This is a genomic window from Neorhizobium sp. CSC1952 (assembly GCF_030378245.1).
In the GTDB taxonomy this organism is placed as follows: domain Bacteria; phylum Pseudomonadota; class Alphaproteobacteria; order Rhizobiales; family Rhizobiaceae; genus Neorhizobium; species Neorhizobium oryzae_A.
On sequence record NZ_CP128416.1, the window covers coordinates 4,702,630 to 4,721,741 of the forward strand.

The window sequence follows — 19,112 nt, forward strand, 5'->3', positions numbered from 1 at the left end:
CTGTGGACAACCGCGATGTGAATAGCGGGGAAAGCGGGGATTGATGGCGAAGGAAGCTGTAATCCCGACCGGATGCTGGCCTGCTGTCCTCAGGGACGAGCTTGCGGCTGCCTATGCCGGCGAGAAGACGGTTGACGCCTTCATCAGCCGCGTGGGCGTTATCTGGCCGCGGCCGTTCATTGAGACCGGAACCGGCAAAGGGAAGTTCCGCGCTTGGCGCAAGATCGATCTGGACAGGGTGATCAATCCAGAGGCCGTCGGCGGAGACCCGGAGGTCTTCTGATGGTGCCGATGACAATGCCGAAATACACCTCGTTCAAGCGGAAACAGGGAGGATCGGTCACCTTCTACTGGACTTGCCCGACCGCTTACAGGAAGGCCGGCGCGCCTTTCACATCCGTTACCCTCGGCCACGATCTCACACAAAAAGAACTGAACGAAGCGGCCGCCGTATGGAATGAGCGCATGGACGGGTGGAGGAAAGAGCGCTCGCCTATGGCTGAGCCGGAAACCACGCGCCACGGAACAGTCGAGTGGCTGGTCAACTCCTATCTCCGCCACGACAGTTTTCTCGAGCGGGTGGGAGAATTCAGCCGCCCGGATTACCGGCGCATCTTCGATCGGGTCTGTGACACGCAAATAACCCGCGAACCTACGCAACAGCTTTTCCGAGTCGGGGATTTGAGGATCGCCAACATCGGCGTCAGCACGGCGGAGAAGATCTACAAGACCTTTGCCGACGAAGGCGCAGGCCGGACCTCAGAGAAGGTTGTCACCTATTGCAAAGCCATGTGGAAGCGGATGAAGCCGCATTATCCCGACCTGTTTCGCCAGGATACCCCCAATCCGTGGGAAGGCGTCACGATCAAGAGGCGGGCAAAGAAGGTGAAGGGGCACGTTGACCGCGAAGCGGTTTACGCCTTTGCCGAAGGCGCCATCAGATTGAAGCGACCCGAGCTTGCCGCTGCTGCGGTCCTCGCGTTCGAATTCTTCCTACGCCCGAGCAACATCGGCGCCGGCTATGCTCCATGGACCGGCTATCGCGGCGAGAGCGCCCCTGACAAGATCATATTCAGCCACAGGAAGACCGGAGAGCGCGCGGAGCACCCTCTTGAGTACATCGACGAGGCCGGAGCCGTCGTCGCGCTGTACGCCCAAGCTGAGGCGATTTTCAAACGCGTGCCAAAATACGGCACATCCATCGTCTGCCAGAAGAATGGGAAGCTGTTCGGGGATGGCACGCGCCTGTCTCAGGACGTCCGCGAAATCGCCGACAAGCTGACGGCCGAAGGCGTTCTTTCCCCCGGCTTCACCTTGGACAAGGCGCGGCACGGCGGGATGACGGAACTGGAGGAGATGGGCCTGACGGAGGGACAGGGCCGGGTACTGTCGAAGCACCGGACGAGCTCGGCCTATCGCGGCTATGCGAAAGAGACCGAAAAGCGAGTGCTTGAGGCCACCAAACGGCGGTTCGGCATTTCTGAAAACTCGGAAAACGTCAGTAAAATCAATGAGCCGAAAACAGCCAAAAAGTCGTGATTTCCGGCTTCCTTTTCAGAAACCGCATTGAAATCATTCAAACCTGTTTGGATTTGCAGTCCTCTGCGTCACCACTCCGCCACGAGGCCGTCCGAACGCATGAAGAGCGAGTGGTGTCGGGCGTTTAGAACGAATCGAATGACGGTGCAAGCGGGTTCGAGCGGATTGTCGTCTTTTTCCTGAACAAGGCGAAAGACCGTTACCGAGGGATAAAAATTCCGTCGCTACGTCCCCCGGCTATCTACAAGACGAGGTCCGGCGCCGACAGCAGCAAACTCCCCGATCTTCAGGAGATGCCCGCGGCCGATGCGGCGCTTCCGGAGTGGTTTCCGTCGAGTTCCGGAGCCGCCGCGGGAAAGCAGCGGCGAGCCGGAACCGGAAAAATTCATCAAAAATGATGGAACTAAACCCTGCCTTACGGGTTGTCTGCGCCGCAATGCGAGGTGTGGAAATGATCAGTGACGTAACCGAAGCAAACGAAGCCTTGTGGAGTGCCCCAGTCAGAGTACGTGTCGGATACGGTTTTCCCGAAACAATCCGCGGCCCGCGGGAGGCCCTGGAATATCTCAAATGGCGCTGGCCGGTGCGGGAAGGTACCTATTATATCAAGGCCCTGAAGGAATGCGCCGCCTGCCTGCAGCGCAGGCTCCCCCTGGAAAAGGTGCGGGAAACCTTCGTCCTTGCCAGCATCGAAGCGAAAATGCTGAGCTGACCCAGGCCTTTAGTGCCGGTCCGATATGCGTCGTGCGTTCGCCGGAGATAGAACGAGCACGACTTCACGGGCAAGAGCCGCTCCCTTTCCTGCCGTGCGAGCAGGTTGCATCTTTAGAGGTGATCGACGCGATCGCGCCGATCTTTCGCGGCGCCTGCGGCACGGATCGCGGCCTTCAGGCGGGCCAATAGTGGTCGGAGCGGAAATCGGCCGGAATGTCGGCCAATCTGCCGATGGCTTCCGCCACGTAACCGATCTGCATTGCCAGGTAACGGATCTCGCGCGGGACGGGGATGCCCGTCAGCGTCTCCCGATTGCGCCAGCTTTCGTAGCCGGTTGCCTCAATGCGCCGTTCGGCTTCCCGAAGCACGTCTTCCAGGCTCGGAGCCGCATCGTCCGCCGGCCCGGCCGCCGCCGATGGGCGGGCCGAAAGGCCGCCCTCTATCACTCTGAACATCAATATCTGCCCTCGTCTTCAATCCCGCGAACCATCTTAACGATTCGGGACGGGGCATGCCAGAGTCCGTGCAGAAACGCTAATGTAGCGAAGCAGGCGGAACTGTGTTAGAATGATGGCGTTGTCATGGTGGGGAGTCACCGGGCGGCGAACATGCGGTAGGAGGAACCGTCGTGGAATATCTGGAATTCATCACAACACTCAATCCGGTCGTCATCGCGATCCTCGCGATCGTGCTCGCCTGCGGCGCCTATGACTATTGGGTACAGACGAAATAGAGCGCAAGCCATTCAGCTCCAGATAGGGCTTCGCTCGATGCCGTGATCCGCGCATGCGGCCTCACGGCCTTTGCTCAGGTCTTTGCTCACAGGCCGAATGCTGTTATGCATCCGGCCGCTGGGGCTTTGCGGAGCATTGATTTGAACGGAAACATCGAATTTCAGGATACCTCGGCCTCGCTCGGCGAAACGCTGCGCCAGCTCATCGACGGCATCAAGGGACAATCGGTCACGCTGCGCGAACTGATGGATGCGGTCGGGGAGCAGGGCCTGCTTCTCATCTGCGCCGTGGCTTCCCTGCCCTTCCTCATCCCCGTTTCCATTCCCGGCGTCAGCACCGTATTCGGCGCAGCGATCATCCTGATCAGCCTGGCGATCATGGCCAACCGCCTGCCCTGGCTGCCGAAGAAGATCCTCGATCGCAAGCTCGACACCCAAAAGCTGGTGCCGGCACTCGAAAAAGGCGTCAACATCGTCTCCCGCCTCGACCGCTTTCTAAAGCCGCGTCTTTCGGCGCTCACGACCGGCAGGCTCGTCAACCGGATGAACGGTCTCGCGATCGCCGTCGCCGGCGTGCTGCTGATGTTCCCGCTCGGCCTCGTGCCCTTCTCAAACACGCTGCCCGGCATCGCGATCCTGCTGCTCTCGACGGGCATGATCCAGCGCGACGGGCTCATCGTGCTCGGCGGCTACGTCTTCAACGTCATCACGGTCATCTATTTCGGCGTGCTCGCCTATGTCGCCTTCAGCGCCGGCCAGGGGCTTGCCTCGCTGTTCGGCTGAGCCTTCAGTTCTGCTCGGCCTTGCGCGCCCGGCGCCTTGCCCACCAGAGTGCGATGCGGCGCCGTTGCCGCCGCACGAGCGGCAGGTCGTGCGAGAGGACCAGGAACCCGAGCGGCAGCATCCAGAAGCCGAGAATCGGCAGGAAACCCAAGGTGCCGCCGAATATCAACACGACACCGACAATGACCCGACCGATCCGCGAACGCGGCATGGGAATCTGCAAGCTGCCGAGCGCCAGTTTGCCGCTCTGCGGGTCCATTCCGAATCTTGTCGATTTCCGCTCGCCTGCCACCGGGGATGAAACTCCTTATCCGAAAAGCCAATCTTTTCCGTGCAAATGGGGCTTCGACGGGGATAAAACAACCAAGTTGGATTTTTTTGCAAAAACCGCTTGGCAAAACGCCAAAGCATTTGTATTACCCCCCGCACACGCCGCGACCCAAGCGGTTGATCCCTGGTAGCTCAGCGGTAGAGCATTCGACTGTTAATCGACAGGTCGCCGGTTCGAATCCGGCCCGGGGAGCCAGTTTCTCGCCAGAGCGCGCCGAAAGGCGCGCTCTGGCCGTTTCAGGCCATCGATTGCGGGTTGTGAGCAGGCGTTGCCGGGCCAAGCTTTCCTTAGCCACAGACCCAGTTCTTCTTCGATGAAATGAGTATCCCGCGAACTGATCGCGAGGATGCCGGACTCATCGGATCAAGCGGCGGTCCCCGACGGCTATCCCGGAAAATGCGCGGTCACGGATTTCGTCCGCATCCGCCCCATGCAGCGGCACAGGCCCATGCGGCCGTCCTGGCGCCGGCCTGCCGACGGCAAGCGGCAGCAGCACCAGATCCTGACAATAGCCGTCATCGGCGAGCGTGAGCCGGATCGCAGCGCTGCGCCAGACATCGACGCCCTTTTCGTCGTAGGTTTCGGGGCGGCGTGTGTGGAATACGAAATTGCCGAGACCCGGAACGATCGCCCGCCCGCGATGAAAGGCGATGGGCTGCATGACCGGCGCTCCGGTGCCGAGGATCAGGCCCGCACCGTCGTCGATCAGACTGCGGCAAAGATCGAGCAGCCAATCCGGCGTGACTTTCCAGTTCGAATCCCAATGATGGCCGTGGATCGCCACCGCCGCCAGATGTCCGGCGGCCTTGGCGGCACCGATGCCGGCGACGAGGCGCTGCATATCCTTCCCGTCCGCCGACCAACGGGCATCGATGGCATCGCCGGAAACGACCGACGTGCCGAAGACCTCCAGTTCCGGCCGTTCTGCCGCATCATACCCGACCGCCGCGCGCGCAGCACTGCGCCGGTCGTCTCCGAGCGAACCGACGATCCGCCGCAACGTCGCAAATTCCGCGGGCGGAACGGCCACCGTCCGCTTCATCCGCAGTGGGGAAATCCCGGCGCGGTCGGCCGAAGCATAGTTGATATCCGGCTGCGGCCCGAGATCGACGGAGAAGATCGCCAGCGATTTCCCCGGTCCCGGCACGACGACCGGTGCTGCGGCCTCGTCGATGTTTGCGCCGCTGCCGGCGAGCTTCAGCCCGGCGGCCTCTGCCGCCGCGTGTGTCGCGGCGATGCCCGGCGGACCGAGATCGAAGGCGTGGTTATTGGCATGCGTGAGCGCGTGGAAGCCGAGTTCCCGTACCGAGGCAAGCGCTTCCGGAGAGGCAAGATGCAGCGTCTTCGTCTTGGTCGGCCAGCTGCCGGCCGTCTCCACCGTCGCCTCCAGATTGCCGAAGACGACATCCGCCTTGAGGAAATCCCGGACCTTGCGCTGTCCCTCACCCGAAAGATCGAGCGGACCGTGGATGAGGATCTGTCCGGTGACGGCGACGGTGAGCGGCATGGGTTACGTCTTGATCGGTTTCAGCGCCACCATGGCCTCTGCGCCGACGATCGGCAAGCGGATCGCGGACGGCCGCGCCGCATCGCAGAACACCGTGTTGCGGGCGATCTGCGTGGTGCGCCCGCGGCCCTCGGGAGCGTAGGTGTTCGGATTGACATCGTATTTCGGGAAGTTGGACGAGGAAATGTCGAGCCGGATGCGATGTCCCTTTGCGAAGAGATTGGCGGTCGCGAAAGGCTCGATCGTCACCTTGAAGACCTCACCCGCCACGATCGGCTCGGGCCTTTCGAAGGATTTCCGGTAGCGGCAGCGGATGATCCCGTCGGTGATGTTCAGCGCATAGCCGGTGGGATAGTCTTTGCTCGGCGGATAGACATCGATCAATTTGGCCGTGAAATCCGTGTCCGGCGCATCCGAGGAGACGTAAAGCTCGACGGTGATCGGGCCGACCACGGCGACGTCTTCCATCAGCGGCCCGGTCTCAAAGGAGAGCACGTCGGAGCGGGCGGAAAGCGGCAGGCCCGGGTGCTTCGAACCGTAGAACTTCTCGCCTTCCCGCTGGTCGAAGCCGCCGCCCTCGAAAATCGGCTGACCGCTGGTCAGCGAGCCGCCGATCGTCGGTACCGGGTTCTTCGGGTCGAAATCATAAGTGAACGGCGCGGCGTCGGCCTTCGGCTTTTCTGTCGAGAGCGACCCGTTCTCGTGAATGTGGAAGTTGCGGAATTGCGTGCCGGGCAGAGGCCAGTCGGCCGCCTCGATCCAACGGCCCCCGTGATCCAGCAGCCCCTCCGCATTCCGCCTGCCGGAGCCGCCGCCCATGACGAAGGCGCGTACGGCGGGCTCTTCGGAGGCGCCGTTCTCCCGGCCCTTCAGCCAGCGGTCGAACCAGTTGCGGCGGAAGGCGAGCCAGCTTTCGGTGACATTGCCGCCGAGCGGGGCGGCCGGGCCGAAAGACGTGTCACCGGCAAGTGTCGTGTTGCGGTTGCCGTGCAGCCACGGCCCCATGATGAGCTGAAGCGGCCGCGTGCTCTTGCCGGAAAGGCCGCGGTAGTTGTCGAGCGTCGATTTCACATAGGCGTCGTACCAACTCGACATCAGCACGATAGGCACTTCGGGAAAGGTCTCGTAGAAACCTTCCATGTAAAGGCCGACGCGGCGCCAGCTTTCATCGAACGTGCCGCTCCGCCACTGGTCGAGGAGGTAGCTCTCGTATTCCGGCATCCAGCGAACCGGCGAGTTGTTCTCGCTCCAGGGCATGACGGTGAACCAGGCACGGATGTCCTCCGCCTCGATGGCGGCGCTGGCCAGTTCATCGCCTTCGCCGATCGCCTGGTTATAGGCCCAGGTGGCCTGCTTGAGCTCGAAGGCCCCGCCCTGCCGGATGCCGCATTGATAAGCGTTCGAAAAGCCGCCCGAATCCATCACCATGCAGGCGAGGCCGGGCGGATTGAGGCAGGCGAGCGCCGCCTGCGTGTGTGCCGCATAGGAAAGGCCCATCGTGCCGAACTTACCGTTCGACCAGGCCTGCTCCACCAGCCAGCGGGCGGTGTCGTAGCCATCCGCCGCCTCGGAAATATACTTGCTGAATTCGCCTTCGGAATTATAGCGGCCGCGGCAATCCTGATAGACGACGGCGTAACCCGCCCGGACGAAATAGGAGGCGACCTCTTCCCGCTTCATCGGCGTCGACATGCCCACTTCGATCTCGGAGCGCGAGCGCTCGCTCTTGCCGTAAGGGGTGCGCTCCATGATCGCCGGCAACCGGCCTTCGATCACCTTGCCCCCTTTGGCCGGGCGGTAGACGTCGGTCGCCAGCCTGATGCCGTCACGCATCGTCACCATCACATCGCGTTCGACGACCACGTCGTCGGCTATCGCCTCGAAGCGCGACGGTGTCAGGGTATCCATGTCTCTGATCCTTGAAAATGTTGGGAGGAACCGGTTTGACGACAAACCTGCGCCCCGTACTCCACGTCATCCTCGGGCCTGTCCCGAGGATGATGGCGGAGAGGGTTTCGGCCCTTGTGGACAGTCCGGCCCTCCCCTTTGCAAAAAATCCTACTTCGCAATCCCCGCCAGCACGGGGGTCGTGTCTTCCGTCATGTTGGCGACATAGGTGAGGTTCGCCTTGCCGGCCCAATGGACCTTCTGCCAGTAGAGCGGGATGACCGGGACATCGGCGAAGACCAGCTTGGTCGCTTTCTGCAGCAGTTCCACGCGTTTCTCCGCGTCGAACTCGGCGGTCGCGGCGCGCATGGCGTCATCGAAGGCCGGGTTCGAATATTTGGTGCGGTTGAACGAGCCGGTTCCGGCCTCCTTGTTGACGGTCATGAGCAGATTGCGCAGGCCGGTCGCCGAGGTCGGGGTCGAGTTGCCGAGCGAGAAGATGAAGGCGGAGAACTCGCCGGCCGAAGCACCCTTGGTATAGACGTTGTATGGCTGGGCGACGACGCCGTTCACCTTCAGGCCGCCGCGCGCGAACATCTGGCCGAGCGCCTGGGCGACTTCCGCATCGCCGGGGAAGCGGTCGTTGGAGGTGTGGATGGTGATGCCGAAACCGTCCTTATAGCCTGCGTCCGCAAGCAGCTTCTTGGCGTTCCCGGCATCGAAGGCCACCGCCGGGATTGACGGATCGTTGCCGGCGACGCCGTTCGGCACGAGCTGGCCGGCGGGTTCGGCCGAACCGTCGAGGATACGGTCGATGATGAGCTGGCGGTTGACGAGTTCGGAAAGCGCCTGGCGCACCTTCACGTCCTTCAGCGGGTTCTTGTCGAGCGGCTTGCCGTCCTTGTCGGTGACGAAGGGGCTCTTGTCGCGGGCGCTGTCGAGCGCGAGGTAGATCAGCCGCGACGAGGCGGTCGAGAAGACCTTCAGGCCGGAAACGCCTTCGATGGTCTTCACGTCGCCCGGCGGCACGGCGTCGATCAGGTCGACGGCGCCGGAGCGGAGCGCTGCGACGCGCGAGGCATCGTTCGAGATGAACTTGATCGTGACGTTGTCGAAATCCTGCTTCTTGCCCCAGAAATCGTCGTTCCTGGTCAGGGCGAGGTTGTCGCCCGGCGTCCAGGACTTGAACTTGTAGGCGCCGGTGCCGATCGCCGCCTTGCCGCTGTTGAAGTCCTCGATCGAGGCGCCTTCAGCGACTTTCTTCTCGACGATGTAGACGAAACCGATCTGCTCCATGAAGTCCGGCGTCGGCTTCTTGGTCTTGAACTCGATCGTCAGATCGTCGAGCGCCTTCATGCTGTCGATCGACGCAACGTTGCCGGAGAACGGCGCCGGGCTGTTCGGAATGTCCTTGGCGCGGGTCAGTGAGAAGATCACGTCCTCGGCCGTCAGCGGATTGCCGTCATGGAACTTGACGCCTTCGCGCAGCTTCACATGCCAGGTCAGCGGATCGATATTGGTCCAGGAAACCGCAAGGGCCGGCTCCATGTTGATCGCCGCGTCGGTCTGTACCAGGCGGTCGAACACCGACTGGGCGATGTTCTGGTTGTTGCCGGTGCGCGAGAACTGCGGATCGATCGCGGACGGCTCGGTGGCGCTGCCGAGCACCAGGTCGGCGGCCTCGGCCGAACTCAGCGCGAGCACGGTGGCCGCGACGCCGGCCAAGAGGAATTTCATCGGTTTCATAAGTCTGTTCCCTTCCTTTTTAGATGGCCGGTTCGGCCGTTGCATCTGTGGCTTGACTGACGGGCAGATCGTTCAGGTGGCATGCGCTGACGTGACCGGCTGCGTTCTCCTTCAGGACCGGCCGCTCCACGCGGCAGCGGTCGAAGGCCTTCGGACAGCGGGGATGGAAATGGCATCCCGCCGGCGGATGAAGCGGCGACGGGATTTCGCCCTTGATCGGCGTGAAAGTGCGGCGTCGGTCGGCGACTGTCGGCAGTTCACGGATCAGCGCCTGGGTATAGGGATGCTTCGGGTTGTCGAAGAGCTCGTCCGGCGTGGCGCTTTCCACCACGCGGCCGAGATACATGACGACCACCCGGTCGCAGATATGCTTCACCACGCCGAGATCGTGGCTGATGAAGAGATAGGTGAGACCGAATTCCCGCTTCAGGTCCATGAAGAGATTGAGGATCTGCGCCTGGATCGAGACGTCGAGCGCCGCGACGGATTCGTCGCAGACCAGCAGTTTCGGCTTCACCGCCAGCGCCCGGGCGATGCCGATACGCTGCCGCTGACCGCCGGAAAACTGGTGCGGATAACGGTCGAGATAGGACGCGTCGAGGCCGACGCGCTCGGCGAGCGAGGCGACATAGTCCCTCACCTCCCGGCCCTTGACGATGCCGTGCACCCTGGGCGCCTCGCCGATCAGGTCGATCACCCGCTTGCGCGGATTGAGCGTCGACATCGGGTCCTGAAAGATCATCTGCGCCGACAGCCGCATGGCGCGCTTTTCCTCACCCTCAAGGGAGGTGAGCGGCTTGCCCTGCCAGCGCACCTCGCCGCCGCTTGCCGGCATGATGCCGGCCATCACGCGGCCGAGCGTCGATTTTCCGCAGCCGGATTCACCGACGAGGCCGACCACCTCGCCCGGATAAACGGCGAGATCGACCTCATCGACCGCGTGAACCGTTTTCTCTTCCAGGTTGGCGCCGAAGAAGCGGGCTATCTTTTCCGCATAGTCGAGCTTGCGGGAAAAGCGGCGGCTGACGTCGACGGCTTCAACAAGTGGCGTCGTCATGCGGCGCTCCAGAGATGGGGGTGGAAGCAGCGGAATTCGCGATCCGCGGCGATCGACGGCATGGGTTCGGTGGCGCAGATCTCGGTGGCGCGGGCACAGCGGTCGCGGAAGGCACAGCCGGAGGGACGCGAAAGCGGCGACGGCGCAAAGCCCGGGATCGGCCGCAGAGGCTCGCCGCGCGGCACCGCAGCCGGGACGGCGCTCAGCAGGCCGGACGTATAGGGATGGCGCGGCTCCCTCAGCACGCCGTCCACGTGCCCCGCCTCGACGATCTTGCCGGCATACATGACCATGATGCGGTCTGCGAGCGCCGCCACCACGCCGAGGTCGTGACTGATCCAGATTAGGGCCATGCCGAACTCGGCGGCGAGCCGCTTGATCTCGAAGAGGATCTGCGACTGGATCGTCACGTCGAGCGCCGTCGTCGGCTCGTCGGCGATGATCAGGTCCGGCCGGTGCAAAAGCGCGATCGCGATCGCCACGCGCTGTCGCATGCCGCCGGAGAACTGGTGCGGATAGGCATCGAGCCGTTCTTCCGGCGAGGGAATGCCGACCAGACCGAGTGCATCGCGGGAACGGGTACGCGCCTCGGCGCGGGAGACCTTGTCGTGGGCCAGCACCGTCTCGATCATCTGCGTGCCGACCGAGAGCACCGGGTTCAGCGTCATCATCGGATCCTGGAAGATCATCGCGATGCGTTTTCCCCGGATCGTCCGCATGGCCTTCGGCGGCATCTTCAGGAGATCCTCGCCGTTGAAGAGGATCTGGCCGGAGACGACGCGGCCGGGCGGATCGACCAGGCCGAGGATCGAGAAGCCGGTGATGGACTTGCCGGAGCCGGATTCGCCGACCAGCCCGACGATCTCCCTCCGCCCGACCGAAAAGCTCACATCGTCGACGGCCTTCAGCACGCCGCGGCGGGTCATGAAGTGGGTGGAAAGGTTTCTGACTTCGAGAACAGGGGTCCCAATACCAGTCATGGCGCTCACCTTTCGCCCAGCCGGGGATTCAGCACTTCGCGGAGGCGATCGCCGACGATGTTGATCGAGAAGACGAGGAGGAGCAGCAGCACGCCCGGATAGACGCTGATCCAGTATTCGCCGGACATCAAAAGCTGGTAGCCGTTGGCGATCAAAAGCCCGAGCGAAGGTTCGGTGATCGGCAGGCCGATGCCGAGGAAGGAAAGCGTCGCTTCCGCCGAGATCGCATTCGCCACCTGCAGCATGCCGATGACGATCAGCGGCGGCAGGCAGTTCGGCAGGAGATGGCCGATCAGAATGCGCGGTGTGGAAATGCCGAGCGTCTGGGCCGCTTCGACATAGTCCTTGTTCTTCTCGACCAGTGCGGCGCTGCGCACCGCGCGGGCAAACGTCGCCCACTGCACCAGGATCAGCGCGAAGATGACTTTCCAGAGCCCCTGCCCCAGCAGCGCCAGAAGCATCAGCGCGACGAGAATGGTCGGGAAGCCGAGCATCAAGTCGACGACGCGCATGATCAGCGCATCGATGCGGCCGCCGAAATAGGCGGCGATCAGGCCGAGCACGGTGCCGACGACGAGCGCCACGAGGCCGGAAAAGACGCCGACGCCGAGGCTGGTGCGCAGGCCATAGACCATCGCCGAGAACATGTCGCGGCCCTGGCCGTCCGTGCCGAGCCAGTAGACGAGGCCGTCCATGCTTTCGGAGCCTGGCCGCAGCTTGGCGTCAAGAATGTCGAGGACCGCCAGATCATAGGGGTCCTGCGGCGTGATGTGGGGGCCGACGATCGCGGCAAAGAGCAGGACGATGCAGACGATTGCGGCGATGACGGCCTTCGGGCTGCGGCCGATGCCGATCACCAGCCGGCCGAACAGCATGTCTTCGCTGAGGAGTGCGCGGGCGGTCATTGGGCATCTCCCAGCCGGACACGCGGATCGACCAGCGAATAGAGCACGTCGACCACGAAGTTGATGAAGATGAACAGGCTGACGATCACGAGCAGGTAGGCGACCACCACCGGACGATCGAGCCGCATGATGCTGTCGATCAAAAGCTTGCCGATGCCCGGCCAGGCGAAGATCGTCTCTGTGACGACGGCAAAGGCCAGCATGCTGCCGAGTTCCAGGCCGATCACGGTGATGAGCGGGATCAGGATGTTCTTGAAGACATGCACGAAGACGATGCGCTTTTCGGAAAGCCCCTTGGCGCGGGCGAATTTCACGAAATCGAGCGGCATGGTCTCGCGCACGCCCGTGCGTGTGAGACGGATCACCAGCGATACCTTGAAGAGCGAGAGGTTGATCGCCGGCAGGATGAGATGCGTCAGGCCGTCCAGGGTGAAGAGGCTCGACCGGATGCCGAGGAATTCGCCCACCTCGCCGCGCCCCGTCGACGGCAGCCAGCCGAGCCAGACGGAAAAGATCATGATCAGCATCATGCCCTGCCAGAAACTCGGCAGCGAAAAGCCGAAGATCGAGCCGGTCATGATGACCTCGTCGGTCGCGCTGTTCGGCTTCAGCCCGGAGAGAAGACCGAGCGGAATGCCGATGACGAGCGCGAAGACGAGGCCGACCAGCGTCAGCTCCAGCGTTGCCGGCAGACGCTCGAAGATCAGGCTGATAGAGGGGCGGTTGAAGACGAAGGAACGGCCGAGGTCGCCGTGCAGCGCGTTCCAGGCAAAAGTGAAGAACTGTTCCCACAGCGGCTTGTCGAGGCCGAGCGAGGCGACCACCTGGGCGCGTTCCGCAGGGCTCGCATCAGGCGCGATCAGCATTTCGGCCGGATCGCCGATCGCATAGATGCCGATGAAGACGATGACGGCGGTAACGGCCAGGACGGCGAGGCTCTGCAGGAAGCGGCGGATGACGAAAACCGTCATTTCATTCGCTCCCACGGACAGAGCGTCCGGCAGGGACAGTAAATTTCCATGGAGAAGGTTCCCCTGTTCTGTTTGTGACGGGACGATAACGGCGCGCGAAAGATGCGCAATATTATGAGCGGAACGCATTAGCCTATGCGTTTTGCGCGAATAAACCCTGTTTCAGGTCTTCGCTTGCCTTCGACACGCCGCGCCGTAGGATCAACGAATGAATTTCAAGCAGCTCGAAATCTTCAAGACAATCATGGATACCGGCTCGACCATGGCGGCGGCGGCCCAGCTCGGCCTGTCGCAGTCGGCGATCAGCCGGCAGCTCGCATCCCTGGAAGAAGAGATCGGGCGGGAACTTTTCCTCCGCGACAAGGGCCGGCTCATTCCCCGCCCCGAGGCGCACCTGCTCGTCGACGAGGTGGACGACGTCGCCCAGAGCGTCGCACGGCTCAGAAGCAAGATCGGCGACGTCCGGACCGGCGCCTTCGGCGAGGCTCTCGTGCGGGTCGCCTTTCCGCACAGTCTTTCGACCACGATGCTGCCGCCGCTGGTCGCCCGCTTCAAAGCGGATCATCCGCGCGTGACGGTGGAGATCCTCAGCGGGCCCTATGACGCGATCGAACGCATGGTCCACAACCGCACCGCCGATCTCGGCTTCGTGCGCCTGCCGACCGAGCAGCATTCCTTCGAGGCCCGGCCGCTTTTCACCAGCGGCACGACCTGCGTGATGCCGATCGGCCATCCCCTGGCGGCAAAGCAGGCAATCGACGTGAACGACCTCGCCCGCAACGACCTCATCCTTCTCGGGCGGCAGCGGATCAACCGCAACGAGCTGGAGCACGAATTGCGCCGCATGGTTCCGACCTATCGCTGCAGCCTGGAGGTCCATTCGGTGGAAACGGCCTGTGCCTGCGCCGCACAGGGCCTCGGCATCGCCATCGTCCCGACGCTGATCGCCGAATTCTTCCGCAGCGACGCGGTCGCGATGCGTCCCTTCCTGCCCGACAAGGTCTCCGATTACGGGATCATCACCCTGCCCGGCACGCCGCTCTCATGGACGGCGGAGGCGTTCATCAACATCGTCAGGAACAGCAGCGGCGCACCGGATCAGGCATCTTCCTGAGCTCACGCTCGGGCGGCCTCCACGATCGGACGCACCGCGGCCTCCATGCTTTCCGGCGTCGTGCCCGTGACGATGACGCCCAGCAGCGGCGCGGCGATGCCGGCCGCCTTCAGCTTCGGCATATCTGCCGCGGTAAACCGCTTCTGGCTCGGTGCGATGACCGGAATGCCGGCCCTGGTGGTGATATCCCGGTAGCGGGCGAGATCGGTTTCGTTGAGCGGCTTGCCGTAATCGGCAAAGGCGGCGACGGATGCCTCCATCATCGCACCCGGAATTTCGAGAATTTTTTTCAGGTCCTCGTCGGTGCTCTTTTCGCCGAGGGCCGGCATCGGCCTCAACTTGGACTGCAAGAGATGCGGCTGCATGTCGCTGAAATAGATGTTGAACCCTTCGAAGCCGAGATCGGCAAGTACATCCATTTCTTCAGCGCTCGGCACCTGCTCCTGTCCGGCCATGACCAGCAGCGGCATGCCGAGCGTCGCGAGCTTCTCGTAAAAAGGGCGTTCCTCCGCAAAACTGCCGAAGGTCGTGCCCGTGGCGCGGTGGTAGGCGTTGAGATGCACTTTGAGTGCGAAGGCCCCCGCCCCGACGGCGGCCTTGGCGAGATCGAGATCATGTCGGGCGAGCGAGACGATGACCGGGAATTCGCCGCCGCGCAGCGCCCTGGTGAGTTTGGTTTCCGGGTAAGCGGACATTTCGGGCCTCAGTTCAGTCGCTCACCGCCGTCGGCGGCGAAAAGATGGATATTGGCGAGGTCCGGACGAACCCGGATGGTCGCACCGGGAGAAAGCGATACGCGCTCGCGGAAGACGCCGGTGACCTGCGTTTCGCCGAGCTTCATCGTGACCTGGGTTTCCGAACCCATCGGCTCGACGAGCACGATCTCGGCGGGCACGCCGTTGTCGTCCAGCGCGAAATGCTCGGGACGGATACCGTAGACCGCCTTGCGATCGCGCAATTCATGTGCCGCTTCCGGCAATGGCAGCACGATGCCGGGCGCGGCAAAGCCTTCCGCGGTGATCGTGCCGGTCAGGAAGTTCATCGAAGGCGAGCCGATAAAACCGGCCACGAACTGGTTGGCCGGACGGTCGTAGAGGTCGAGGGGCGCGCCGATCTGCTCCACCCTTCCGCCGTTCAGCACGACGATCTTGTCGGCCATGGTCATCGCTTCCACCTGGTCGTGCGTGACGTAGATGGTGGTCGTCTTGAGCTTCTGGTGCAGGCTCTTGATCTCGCCGCGCATGACGACGCGAAGTTTCGCATCGAGGTTCGAGAGCGGCTCGTCGAAAAGAAACACCTGGGGATCGCGGACGATGGCGCGCCCCATGGCGACGCGCTGGCGCTGGCCGCCGGAAAGCTGACGCGGGTAGCGATCGAGGAGATGCGTGAGACCGAGAATATCCGCGGCCCATTTCACCCGTTCCGCGATTTCGGCCTTTCCGGTGCCGCGATGTTCCAGCGAGAACCCCATGTTCACCGCGACCGTCATATGCGGATAGAGCGCATAATTCTGGAAAACCATGGCGATGTCGCGGTCCTTGGGATCGAGGTCGTTGACCACGCGCCCGCCGATCCGGATGTCGCCGCCGGTGATCGTCTCCAGCCCGGCGATCATCCTGAGCAGCGTGGACTTGCCGCAGCCGGACGGGCCGACCAGCACGACGAACTCGCCGTCGCTTATGCCGAGATCGACGCCGTGGATGATGTCGACGGCGCCATAGCTCTTGCGGACACGGGAAAGCGTAACTTCAGCCATCAATAAGATTTCCGGTTCTTCAGCCCTTGAGGCCGGTATGCGCGAGCCCTTCGACGAATTGCTTCTGCGCGATGATGAAGACGATGAGGACGGGCAGCGCCGTCAGCGTCGCGGCGGCGAGCTGGATGTTCCACATCGGCCCGCCATAGGCGTCGGTATATTGGGTGAGCGCCTGCGGCAGCGTGAACTTGTCCGCACTCGAAAGGAACACGATGGGTTCGAGAAACAGGTTCCAGGAATGCAGGAAGGTGAAGATCGCGACCGACGCCAGCGCCGGCCTTGCCAGCGGCAAAGCGATCTTTCGAAAAATCTTGAAACGGCCGAGGCCATCGACGCGCGCCGCCTCTTCCAGCTCGCCCGGCAGCGTCACGAAGAACTGCCGCATCACGAAGGTGGCGAAGACGCTCGGGGCACCGAAGATCGGCACCAGGATCAGCGGCCAATGGGTGTTCACCATGCCGGCCTTCAGGAACATCTGGAACAGCGGCACGATCGTCACTTCCGACGGGATCAAGAGCCCGAGCAGCACGATCATGAAGATCGTGTTGGCGAACGGGAAGCGTATTCGGGCGAATGCATAGCCCGCCATCGACGAGACGACCATCGTGCCGAGGGTGACCAGCGCGGCGATATAGGCGGAGTTCCAGTATTGCTGCACGAAGGGCTGCAGTTCGAAGACTTTTTGGTAGGTCGTCCAGTCGTAGCTCTGCGGGACCAGCTGCGGCGGAAAGGCAAAGATATCGCTGATCGGCTTCACCGAGGACGTCACCATCCACCAGGTGGGGAAGACGAAGGGGACGAGCAGCACGCACATCAGCCCGTAGAGAAAAACCTTCATGCGCGGGGAGAGCTCAGCTTTCATAAAAGACGATCCTCTTGCGCATCTGCCATTGGGCGAAGGTCAGCACGGCGACGATCACGAAGAGCAGGATCGAAAGCGTCGAGCCGTAACCGAAGAAATGGAACTGGAAGGCCTGCTGGTAGAGGTAATAGACGAGCACCGTCGTCGAGAGGCCCGGCCCGCCCTGGGTCAGAACCGCGATCTGCGCGAAGACCTGCAGCGATCCGACGATGGTGATGATCGAGGTGAGCAGGATGGTCGGGCTGATCAACGGCAGGGTGATGCGGCGGAACTGCTTGAAGCGCGGCGCACCGTCGATGCGGGCGGCCTCGTAGAGTTCGTTCGGCACGCCCTGCAGGGCCGCGAGGAACAGGATCATGTTGAGGCCGACATTCTTGAAGACCTGCACGACGATGACCGAGATCATCGCGGTCGTCTCCTCGCGCAGCCAGTTCGGTCCCTCGATGCCGAAGACCTGCAGCATGCCGTTGATGCCGCCGTTCTTCTGCAGGAGAAAGCCCCAGACGATCGTCCAGGCGACCAGCGACACCACGACCGGCGAGAAGAACAGCGTGCGGAAGATGGTGATGCCCGCGAGCTTCTGGTTCAGGAGCACTGCGAGCAGCAGCGCCAGCGACAGGTTGAAGACAACGAGCCCGGCGGAGAAGATCGCGGTCGCCCCCAGCACTTCGAGAAGGTTGGTATCCTCGATCAGCATGCGGTAGTTCTGCGCGCCGGTATAGGTGAACGTATTGGCGAGCACGTTCCACTCGTGCAGCGAATACCAGAAGACGAGCCCGAGCGGGATCAGCACGAAGACGGTGATGCCGATCAGCTGCGGAGCGATGAAGAGGAAGCCGGCGAGGCTGTCGCGCCGCGCAACCGTCCAGAACGGCGACGAGGCGCGGCCTTCCGGAGCTACGTTTTCCTGCGCGACAGCCATTTCGTTCTCCCTCAGCGCTTCAGGAACGGGCCGATCTGGCCGCAGATCTTCTGGAGCGTGCCCGGGATATCCGCATCCGGACGCCAGACGGCGTCGAGACCGGAACGCACGGTCTGCTGGATCTGCGCGAAGCCGGTATGGCCGGGAATGACCTTGCCGGTGGCGATGCCTGAGATGACGACCTTGTCGATCTGATCCTGGCTCAGAAGCGGGTTGGTCTTCTTCAGTACTTCGGCATTCAGGAGCGACTTGCGGGCGGACGGGAAGAACTGGCTGAGCTTCGCCGAGTTTTCCGGGTTCGTCATATAGGCGACGAATTCGGCCGCCGTCTCGGCGTTCTTGCCCGCCTGCATGACGCCGATGCCGGCCTGGCCGATCAACGCGTATTCACCGGCCGGTCCCTTCGGCAGCGGCACGAGATCCCAGGCAAACGGCTTGTCCTTCGGCAGCAGCGAGGCGCGGCTGATCTGGGTGATCGTCATGGCCGCGTTGCCGGCGAAGAAATCGACGTTCTCGCCGGGCCCGGGAATCGCCTTCTTCTTGAAGATCGCGTCATGGATGAAGGTGAGCGCGTCGACCATCGGCTTTTCGGTCATTGTGCAGGTCTTGCCGTCGGCGCTCCAGGGGGAAGCGCCCCAGCCGTCCCAGATCGAGGCGAGGTTCTGCCAGATCTGGTAGTTGAAGTCGCGGACGATCAGGCCGCCCTTTCCCGTCTGGCCGACCGCGGAAGCGGTCTCGATAGCATGATCCCAATCCCACTGCCCTGCGGCGATGAGTTCGGCCGGCGTCTTGGCGCCGGCCGCCTTGATGACGTCGTTGTTGACGAACATCGCAAACGGCGAGGTCGAGAACGGATAGGCATAGAGCGTTCCGTCCTTCGACCAGCGCTCCGCCGCGGTCGCACTGAGCTCATCGAGATTGTAGCCCTGCGCAGCCTTCAGCGTATCGGTGAGCGGGTAGAGCGCGCCGGAATTGACGAAATCATAGGCGGCCGTCTCGAAGATCCAGGCCATGTCCGGCGCATTGCCGCCGGCGATCTGGGTGGTGAGCGCCGTCGTGTACGTGTCGAACGGCAGCGACTCGTAGGTCACCGTGACGTTCGGGTGGTCCTTCTTGAAGCCCGCCGCAATCTCGTTGAAGAGCTTCAGATGCGCCTCGTTGGCGCTCCAGATGGTCATGCGGAGATTGACCGCATCCTGCGCTTGGGCGACGCCGTTCCCAACGGCCAAGATGCCGAGCGGTGCGGCGATCGCCAACGCCGCTGCGGCCGATTTCAGGGCTTTATGATAGTTCATTCCCGTTCCT

At 62.8% G+C, this 19,112-nt stretch carries 19 protein-coding genes and 1 tRNA gene; 6 read left to right on the top strand and 14 right to left on the bottom strand.

Annotation, left to right across the window (positions count from 1 at the left end; genetic code table 11):
• Nucleotides 1–43: 43 nt before the first annotated feature.
• The 3 genes from QTA58_RS22905 to QTA58_RS22915 all read left to right on the top strand — a co-directional run bounded on the left by QTA58_RS22905 (nt 44) and on the right by QTA58_RS22915 (nt 2,251).
• A complete protein-coding gene (locus QTA58_RS22905; RefSeq protein ID WP_289670994.1) occupies nt 44–283 on the top strand; it encodes a hypothetical protein in 240 nt (79 codons plus the stop codon).
• Nucleotides 283–1,539 carry a hypothetical protein gene (locus tag QTA58_RS22910; RefSeq protein ID WP_289670995.1) on the top strand — a complete coding sequence of 419 codons (1,257 nt, stop codon included), beginning with the start codon at nt 283–285 and terminating at the stop codon, nt 1,537–1,539. Before QTA58_RS22905 ends, QTA58_RS22910 begins: the two co-directional genes overlap by 1 nt.
• A gap of 394 nt (nt 1,540–1,933) precedes the next feature.
• A complete protein-coding gene (locus QTA58_RS22915; RefSeq protein WP_289670996.1) occupies nt 1,934–2,251 on the top strand; it encodes a DUF982 domain-containing protein in 318 nt (105 codons plus the stop codon).
• Nucleotides 2,252–2,426: 175 nt separating this feature from the next.
• Here QTA58_RS22915 and QTA58_RS22920 read toward each other — a convergent pair whose 3' ends face one another.
• On the bottom strand, nt 2,427–2,708 hold the full coding sequence (locus tag QTA58_RS22920; protein WP_289670997.1) for a hypothetical protein: 282 nt from the start codon (nt 2,706–2,708) through the stop codon (nt 2,427–2,429).
• A gap of 419 nt (nt 2,709–3,127) precedes the next feature.
• Between QTA58_RS22920 and QTA58_RS22925 the strand changes: the two genes are divergently transcribed.
• On the top strand, nt 3,128–3,769 hold the full coding sequence (locus QTA58_RS22925) for an exopolysaccharide biosynthesis protein (RefSeq protein WP_289670998.1): 642 nt from the start codon (nt 3,128–3,130) through the stop codon (nt 3,767–3,769).
• 4 nt (nt 3,770–3,773) lie between these two features.
• Here QTA58_RS22925 and QTA58_RS22930 read toward each other — a convergent pair whose 3' ends face one another.
• Nucleotides 3,774–4,028, bottom strand: a complete 255-nt coding sequence (locus tag QTA58_RS22930; RefSeq protein WP_234811292.1) for a hypothetical protein — start codon at nt 4,026–4,028, stop codon at nt 3,774–3,776.
• 192 nt (nt 4,029–4,220) lie between these two features.
• Here QTA58_RS22930 and QTA58_RS22935 point away from each other — a divergent pair.
• Nucleotides 4,221–4,295: transfer RNA gene (locus QTA58_RS22935), tRNA-Asn, on the top strand.
• A 160-nt stretch (nt 4,296–4,455) separates the two neighbouring features.
• Here QTA58_RS22935 and QTA58_RS22940 read toward each other — a convergent pair.
• The 7 genes from QTA58_RS22940 to QTA58_RS22970 all read right to left on the bottom strand — a co-directional run bounded on the left by QTA58_RS22940 (nt 4,456) and on the right by QTA58_RS22970 (nt 13,153).
• Nucleotides 4,456–5,607, bottom strand: a complete 1,152-nt coding sequence (locus tag QTA58_RS22940) for a CapA family protein (RefSeq protein ID WP_289670999.1) — start codon at nt 5,605–5,607, stop codon at nt 4,456–4,458.
• Between the two features lie 3 nt (nt 5,608–5,610).
• Nucleotides 5,611–7,515: a CocE/NonD family hydrolase gene (locus QTA58_RS22945; protein ID WP_289671000.1), complete on the bottom strand. Its 1,905-nt coding sequence runs from the start codon at nt 7,513–7,515 to the stop codon at nt 5,611–5,613.
• Between the two features lie 150 nt (nt 7,516–7,665).
• A complete protein-coding gene (locus QTA58_RS22950) occupies nt 7,666–9,240 on the bottom strand; it encodes an ABC transporter substrate-binding protein (protein WP_289671002.1) in 1,575 nt (524 codons plus the stop codon).
• A gap of 19 nt (nt 9,241–9,259) precedes the next feature.
• Complete coding sequence (locus tag QTA58_RS22955; protein WP_289671004.1) at nt 9,260–10,297, bottom strand: ABC transporter ATP-binding protein; 1,038 nt, start codon at nt 10,295–10,297, stop codon at nt 9,260–9,262.
• Nucleotides 10,294–11,277, bottom strand: a complete 984-nt coding sequence (locus tag QTA58_RS22960; RefSeq protein ID WP_289671005.1) for an ABC transporter ATP-binding protein — start codon at nt 11,275–11,277, stop codon at nt 10,294–10,296. Before QTA58_RS22960 ends, QTA58_RS22955 begins: the two co-directional genes overlap by 4 nt.
• 5 nt (nt 11,278–11,282) lie before the next feature.
• A complete protein-coding gene (locus QTA58_RS22965) occupies nt 11,283–12,182 on the bottom strand; it encodes an ABC transporter permease (RefSeq protein WP_289671007.1) in 900 nt (299 codons plus the stop codon).
• Entirely contained in the window at nt 12,179–13,153 is a 975-nt protein-coding gene (locus QTA58_RS22970; RefSeq protein ID WP_085423248.1) for an ABC transporter permease, read from the bottom strand. The genes QTA58_RS22965 and QTA58_RS22970 overlap by 4 nt, the downstream gene beginning before the upstream one ends.
• 208 nt (nt 13,154–13,361) lie before the next feature.
• Here QTA58_RS22970 and QTA58_RS22975 point away from each other — a divergent pair, with 208 nt between their 5' ends.
• On the top strand, nt 13,362–14,267 hold the full coding sequence (locus QTA58_RS22975; protein ID WP_085423247.1) for a LysR family transcriptional regulator: 906 nt from the start codon (nt 13,362–13,364) through the stop codon (nt 14,265–14,267).
• A gap of 2 nt (nt 14,268–14,269) precedes the next feature.
• Here the strand turns inward: QTA58_RS22975 and QTA58_RS22980 are convergent, their stop codons facing one another.
• From QTA58_RS22980 to QTA58_RS23000, 5 genes are read right to left on the bottom strand one after another with little or no spacing between them, the layout of a single operon-like run.
• Nucleotides 14,270–14,962 (bottom strand): hypothetical protein, encoded by a 693-nt coding sequence (locus QTA58_RS22980; RefSeq protein ID WP_289671010.1) that lies wholly within the window; start codon nt 14,960–14,962, stop codon nt 14,270–14,272.
• An 8-nt stretch (nt 14,963–14,970) separates the two neighbouring features.
• Nucleotides 14,971–16,023 (bottom strand): sn-glycerol-3-phosphate ABC transporter ATP-binding protein UgpC, encoded by a 1,053-nt coding sequence (gene ugpC, locus QTA58_RS22985; RefSeq protein WP_289671011.1) that lies wholly within the window; start codon nt 16,021–16,023, stop codon nt 14,971–14,973.
• Nucleotides 16,024–16,042: 19 nt separating this feature from the next.
• The gene (locus QTA58_RS22990; RefSeq protein WP_085423244.1) at nt 16,043–16,885 is read right to left on the bottom strand and encodes a carbohydrate ABC transporter permease; all 843 of its coding nucleotides are present in this window, start codon (nt 16,883–16,885) and stop codon (nt 16,043–16,045) included.
• Nucleotides 16,875–17,807, bottom strand: coding sequence for a sugar ABC transporter permease (locus QTA58_RS22995; RefSeq protein ID WP_289671012.1), 933 nt, complete (start codon nt 17,805–17,807; stop codon nt 16,875–16,877). The genes QTA58_RS22990 and QTA58_RS22995 overlap by 11 nt, the downstream gene beginning before the upstream one ends.
• Nucleotides 17,808–17,818: 11 nt before the next feature.
• Complete coding sequence (locus QTA58_RS23000; protein ID WP_289671013.1) at nt 17,819–19,102, bottom strand: sugar ABC transporter substrate-binding protein; 1,284 nt, start codon at nt 19,100–19,102, stop codon at nt 17,819–17,821.
• Nucleotides 19,103–19,112 lie beyond the last annotated feature (10 nt).

Coding starts and splice junctions, on each gene's coding strand:
- QTA58_RS22910 (WP_289670995.1), top strand. CDS start 283: ATGGTGCCGATGACAATGCCGAAATACACCTCGTTCAAGCGGAAACAG.
- QTA58_RS22990 (WP_085423244.1), bottom strand. CDS start 16,885: ATGAAAGCTGAGCTCTCCCCGCGCATGAAGGTTTTTCTCTACGGGCTG.
- QTA58_RS22965 (WP_289671007.1), bottom strand. CDS start 12,182: ATGACCGCCCGCGCACTCCTCAGCGAAGACATGCTGTTCGGCCGGCTG.
- QTA58_RS22975 (WP_085423247.1), top strand. CDS start 13,362: ATGAATTTCAAGCAGCTCGAAATCTTCAAGACAATCATGGATACCGGC.
- QTA58_RS22915 (WP_289670996.1), top strand. CDS start 1,934: ATGATGGAACTAAACCCTGCCTTACGGGTTGTCTGCGCCGCAATGCGA.
- QTA58_RS22920 (WP_289670997.1), bottom strand. CDS start 2,708: ATGTTCAGAGTGATAGAGGGCGGCCTTTCGGCCCGCCCATCGGCGGCG.
- QTA58_RS22905 (WP_289670994.1), top strand. CDS start 44: ATGGCGAAGGAAGCTGTAATCCCGACCGGATGCTGGCCTGCTGTCCTC.
- QTA58_RS22955 (WP_289671004.1), bottom strand. CDS start 10,297: ATGACGACGCCACTTGTTGAAGCCGTCGACGTCAGCCGCCGCTTTTCC.
- QTA58_RS22995 (WP_289671012.1), bottom strand. CDS start 17,807: ATGGCTGTCGCGCAGGAAAACGTAGCTCCGGAAGGCCGCGCCTCGTCG.
- QTA58_RS22940 (WP_289670999.1), bottom strand. CDS start 5,607: ATGCCGCTCACCGTCGCCGTCACCGGACAGATCCTCATCCACGGTCCG.
- QTA58_RS22945 (WP_289671000.1), bottom strand. CDS start 7,515: ATGGATACCCTGACACCGTCGCGCTTCGAGGCGATAGCCGACGACGTG.
- QTA58_RS22950 (WP_289671002.1), bottom strand. CDS start 9,240: ATGAAACCGATGAAATTCCTCTTGGCCGGCGTCGCGGCCACCGTGCTC.
- QTA58_RS22960 (WP_289671005.1), bottom strand. CDS start 11,277: ATGACTGGTATTGGGACCCCTGTTCTCGAAGTCAGAAACCTTTCCACC.
- QTA58_RS22980 (WP_289671010.1), bottom strand. CDS start 14,962: ATGTCCGCTTACCCGGAAACCAAACTCACCAGGGCGCTGCGCGGCGGC.
- QTA58_RS23000 (WP_289671013.1), bottom strand. CDS start 19,102: ATGAACTATCATAAAGCCCTGAAATCGGCCGCAGCGGCGTTGGCGATC.
- QTA58_RS22930 (WP_234811292.1), bottom strand. CDS start 4,028: ATGGACCCGCAGAGCGGCAAACTGGCGCTCGGCAGCTTGCAGATTCCC.
- ugpC (WP_289671011.1), bottom strand. CDS start 16,023: ATGGCTGAAGTTACGCTTTCCCGTGTCCGCAAGAGCTATGGCGCCGTC.
- QTA58_RS22970 (WP_085423248.1), bottom strand. CDS start 13,153: ATGACGGTTTTCGTCATCCGCCGCTTCCTGCAGAGCCTCGCCGTCCTG.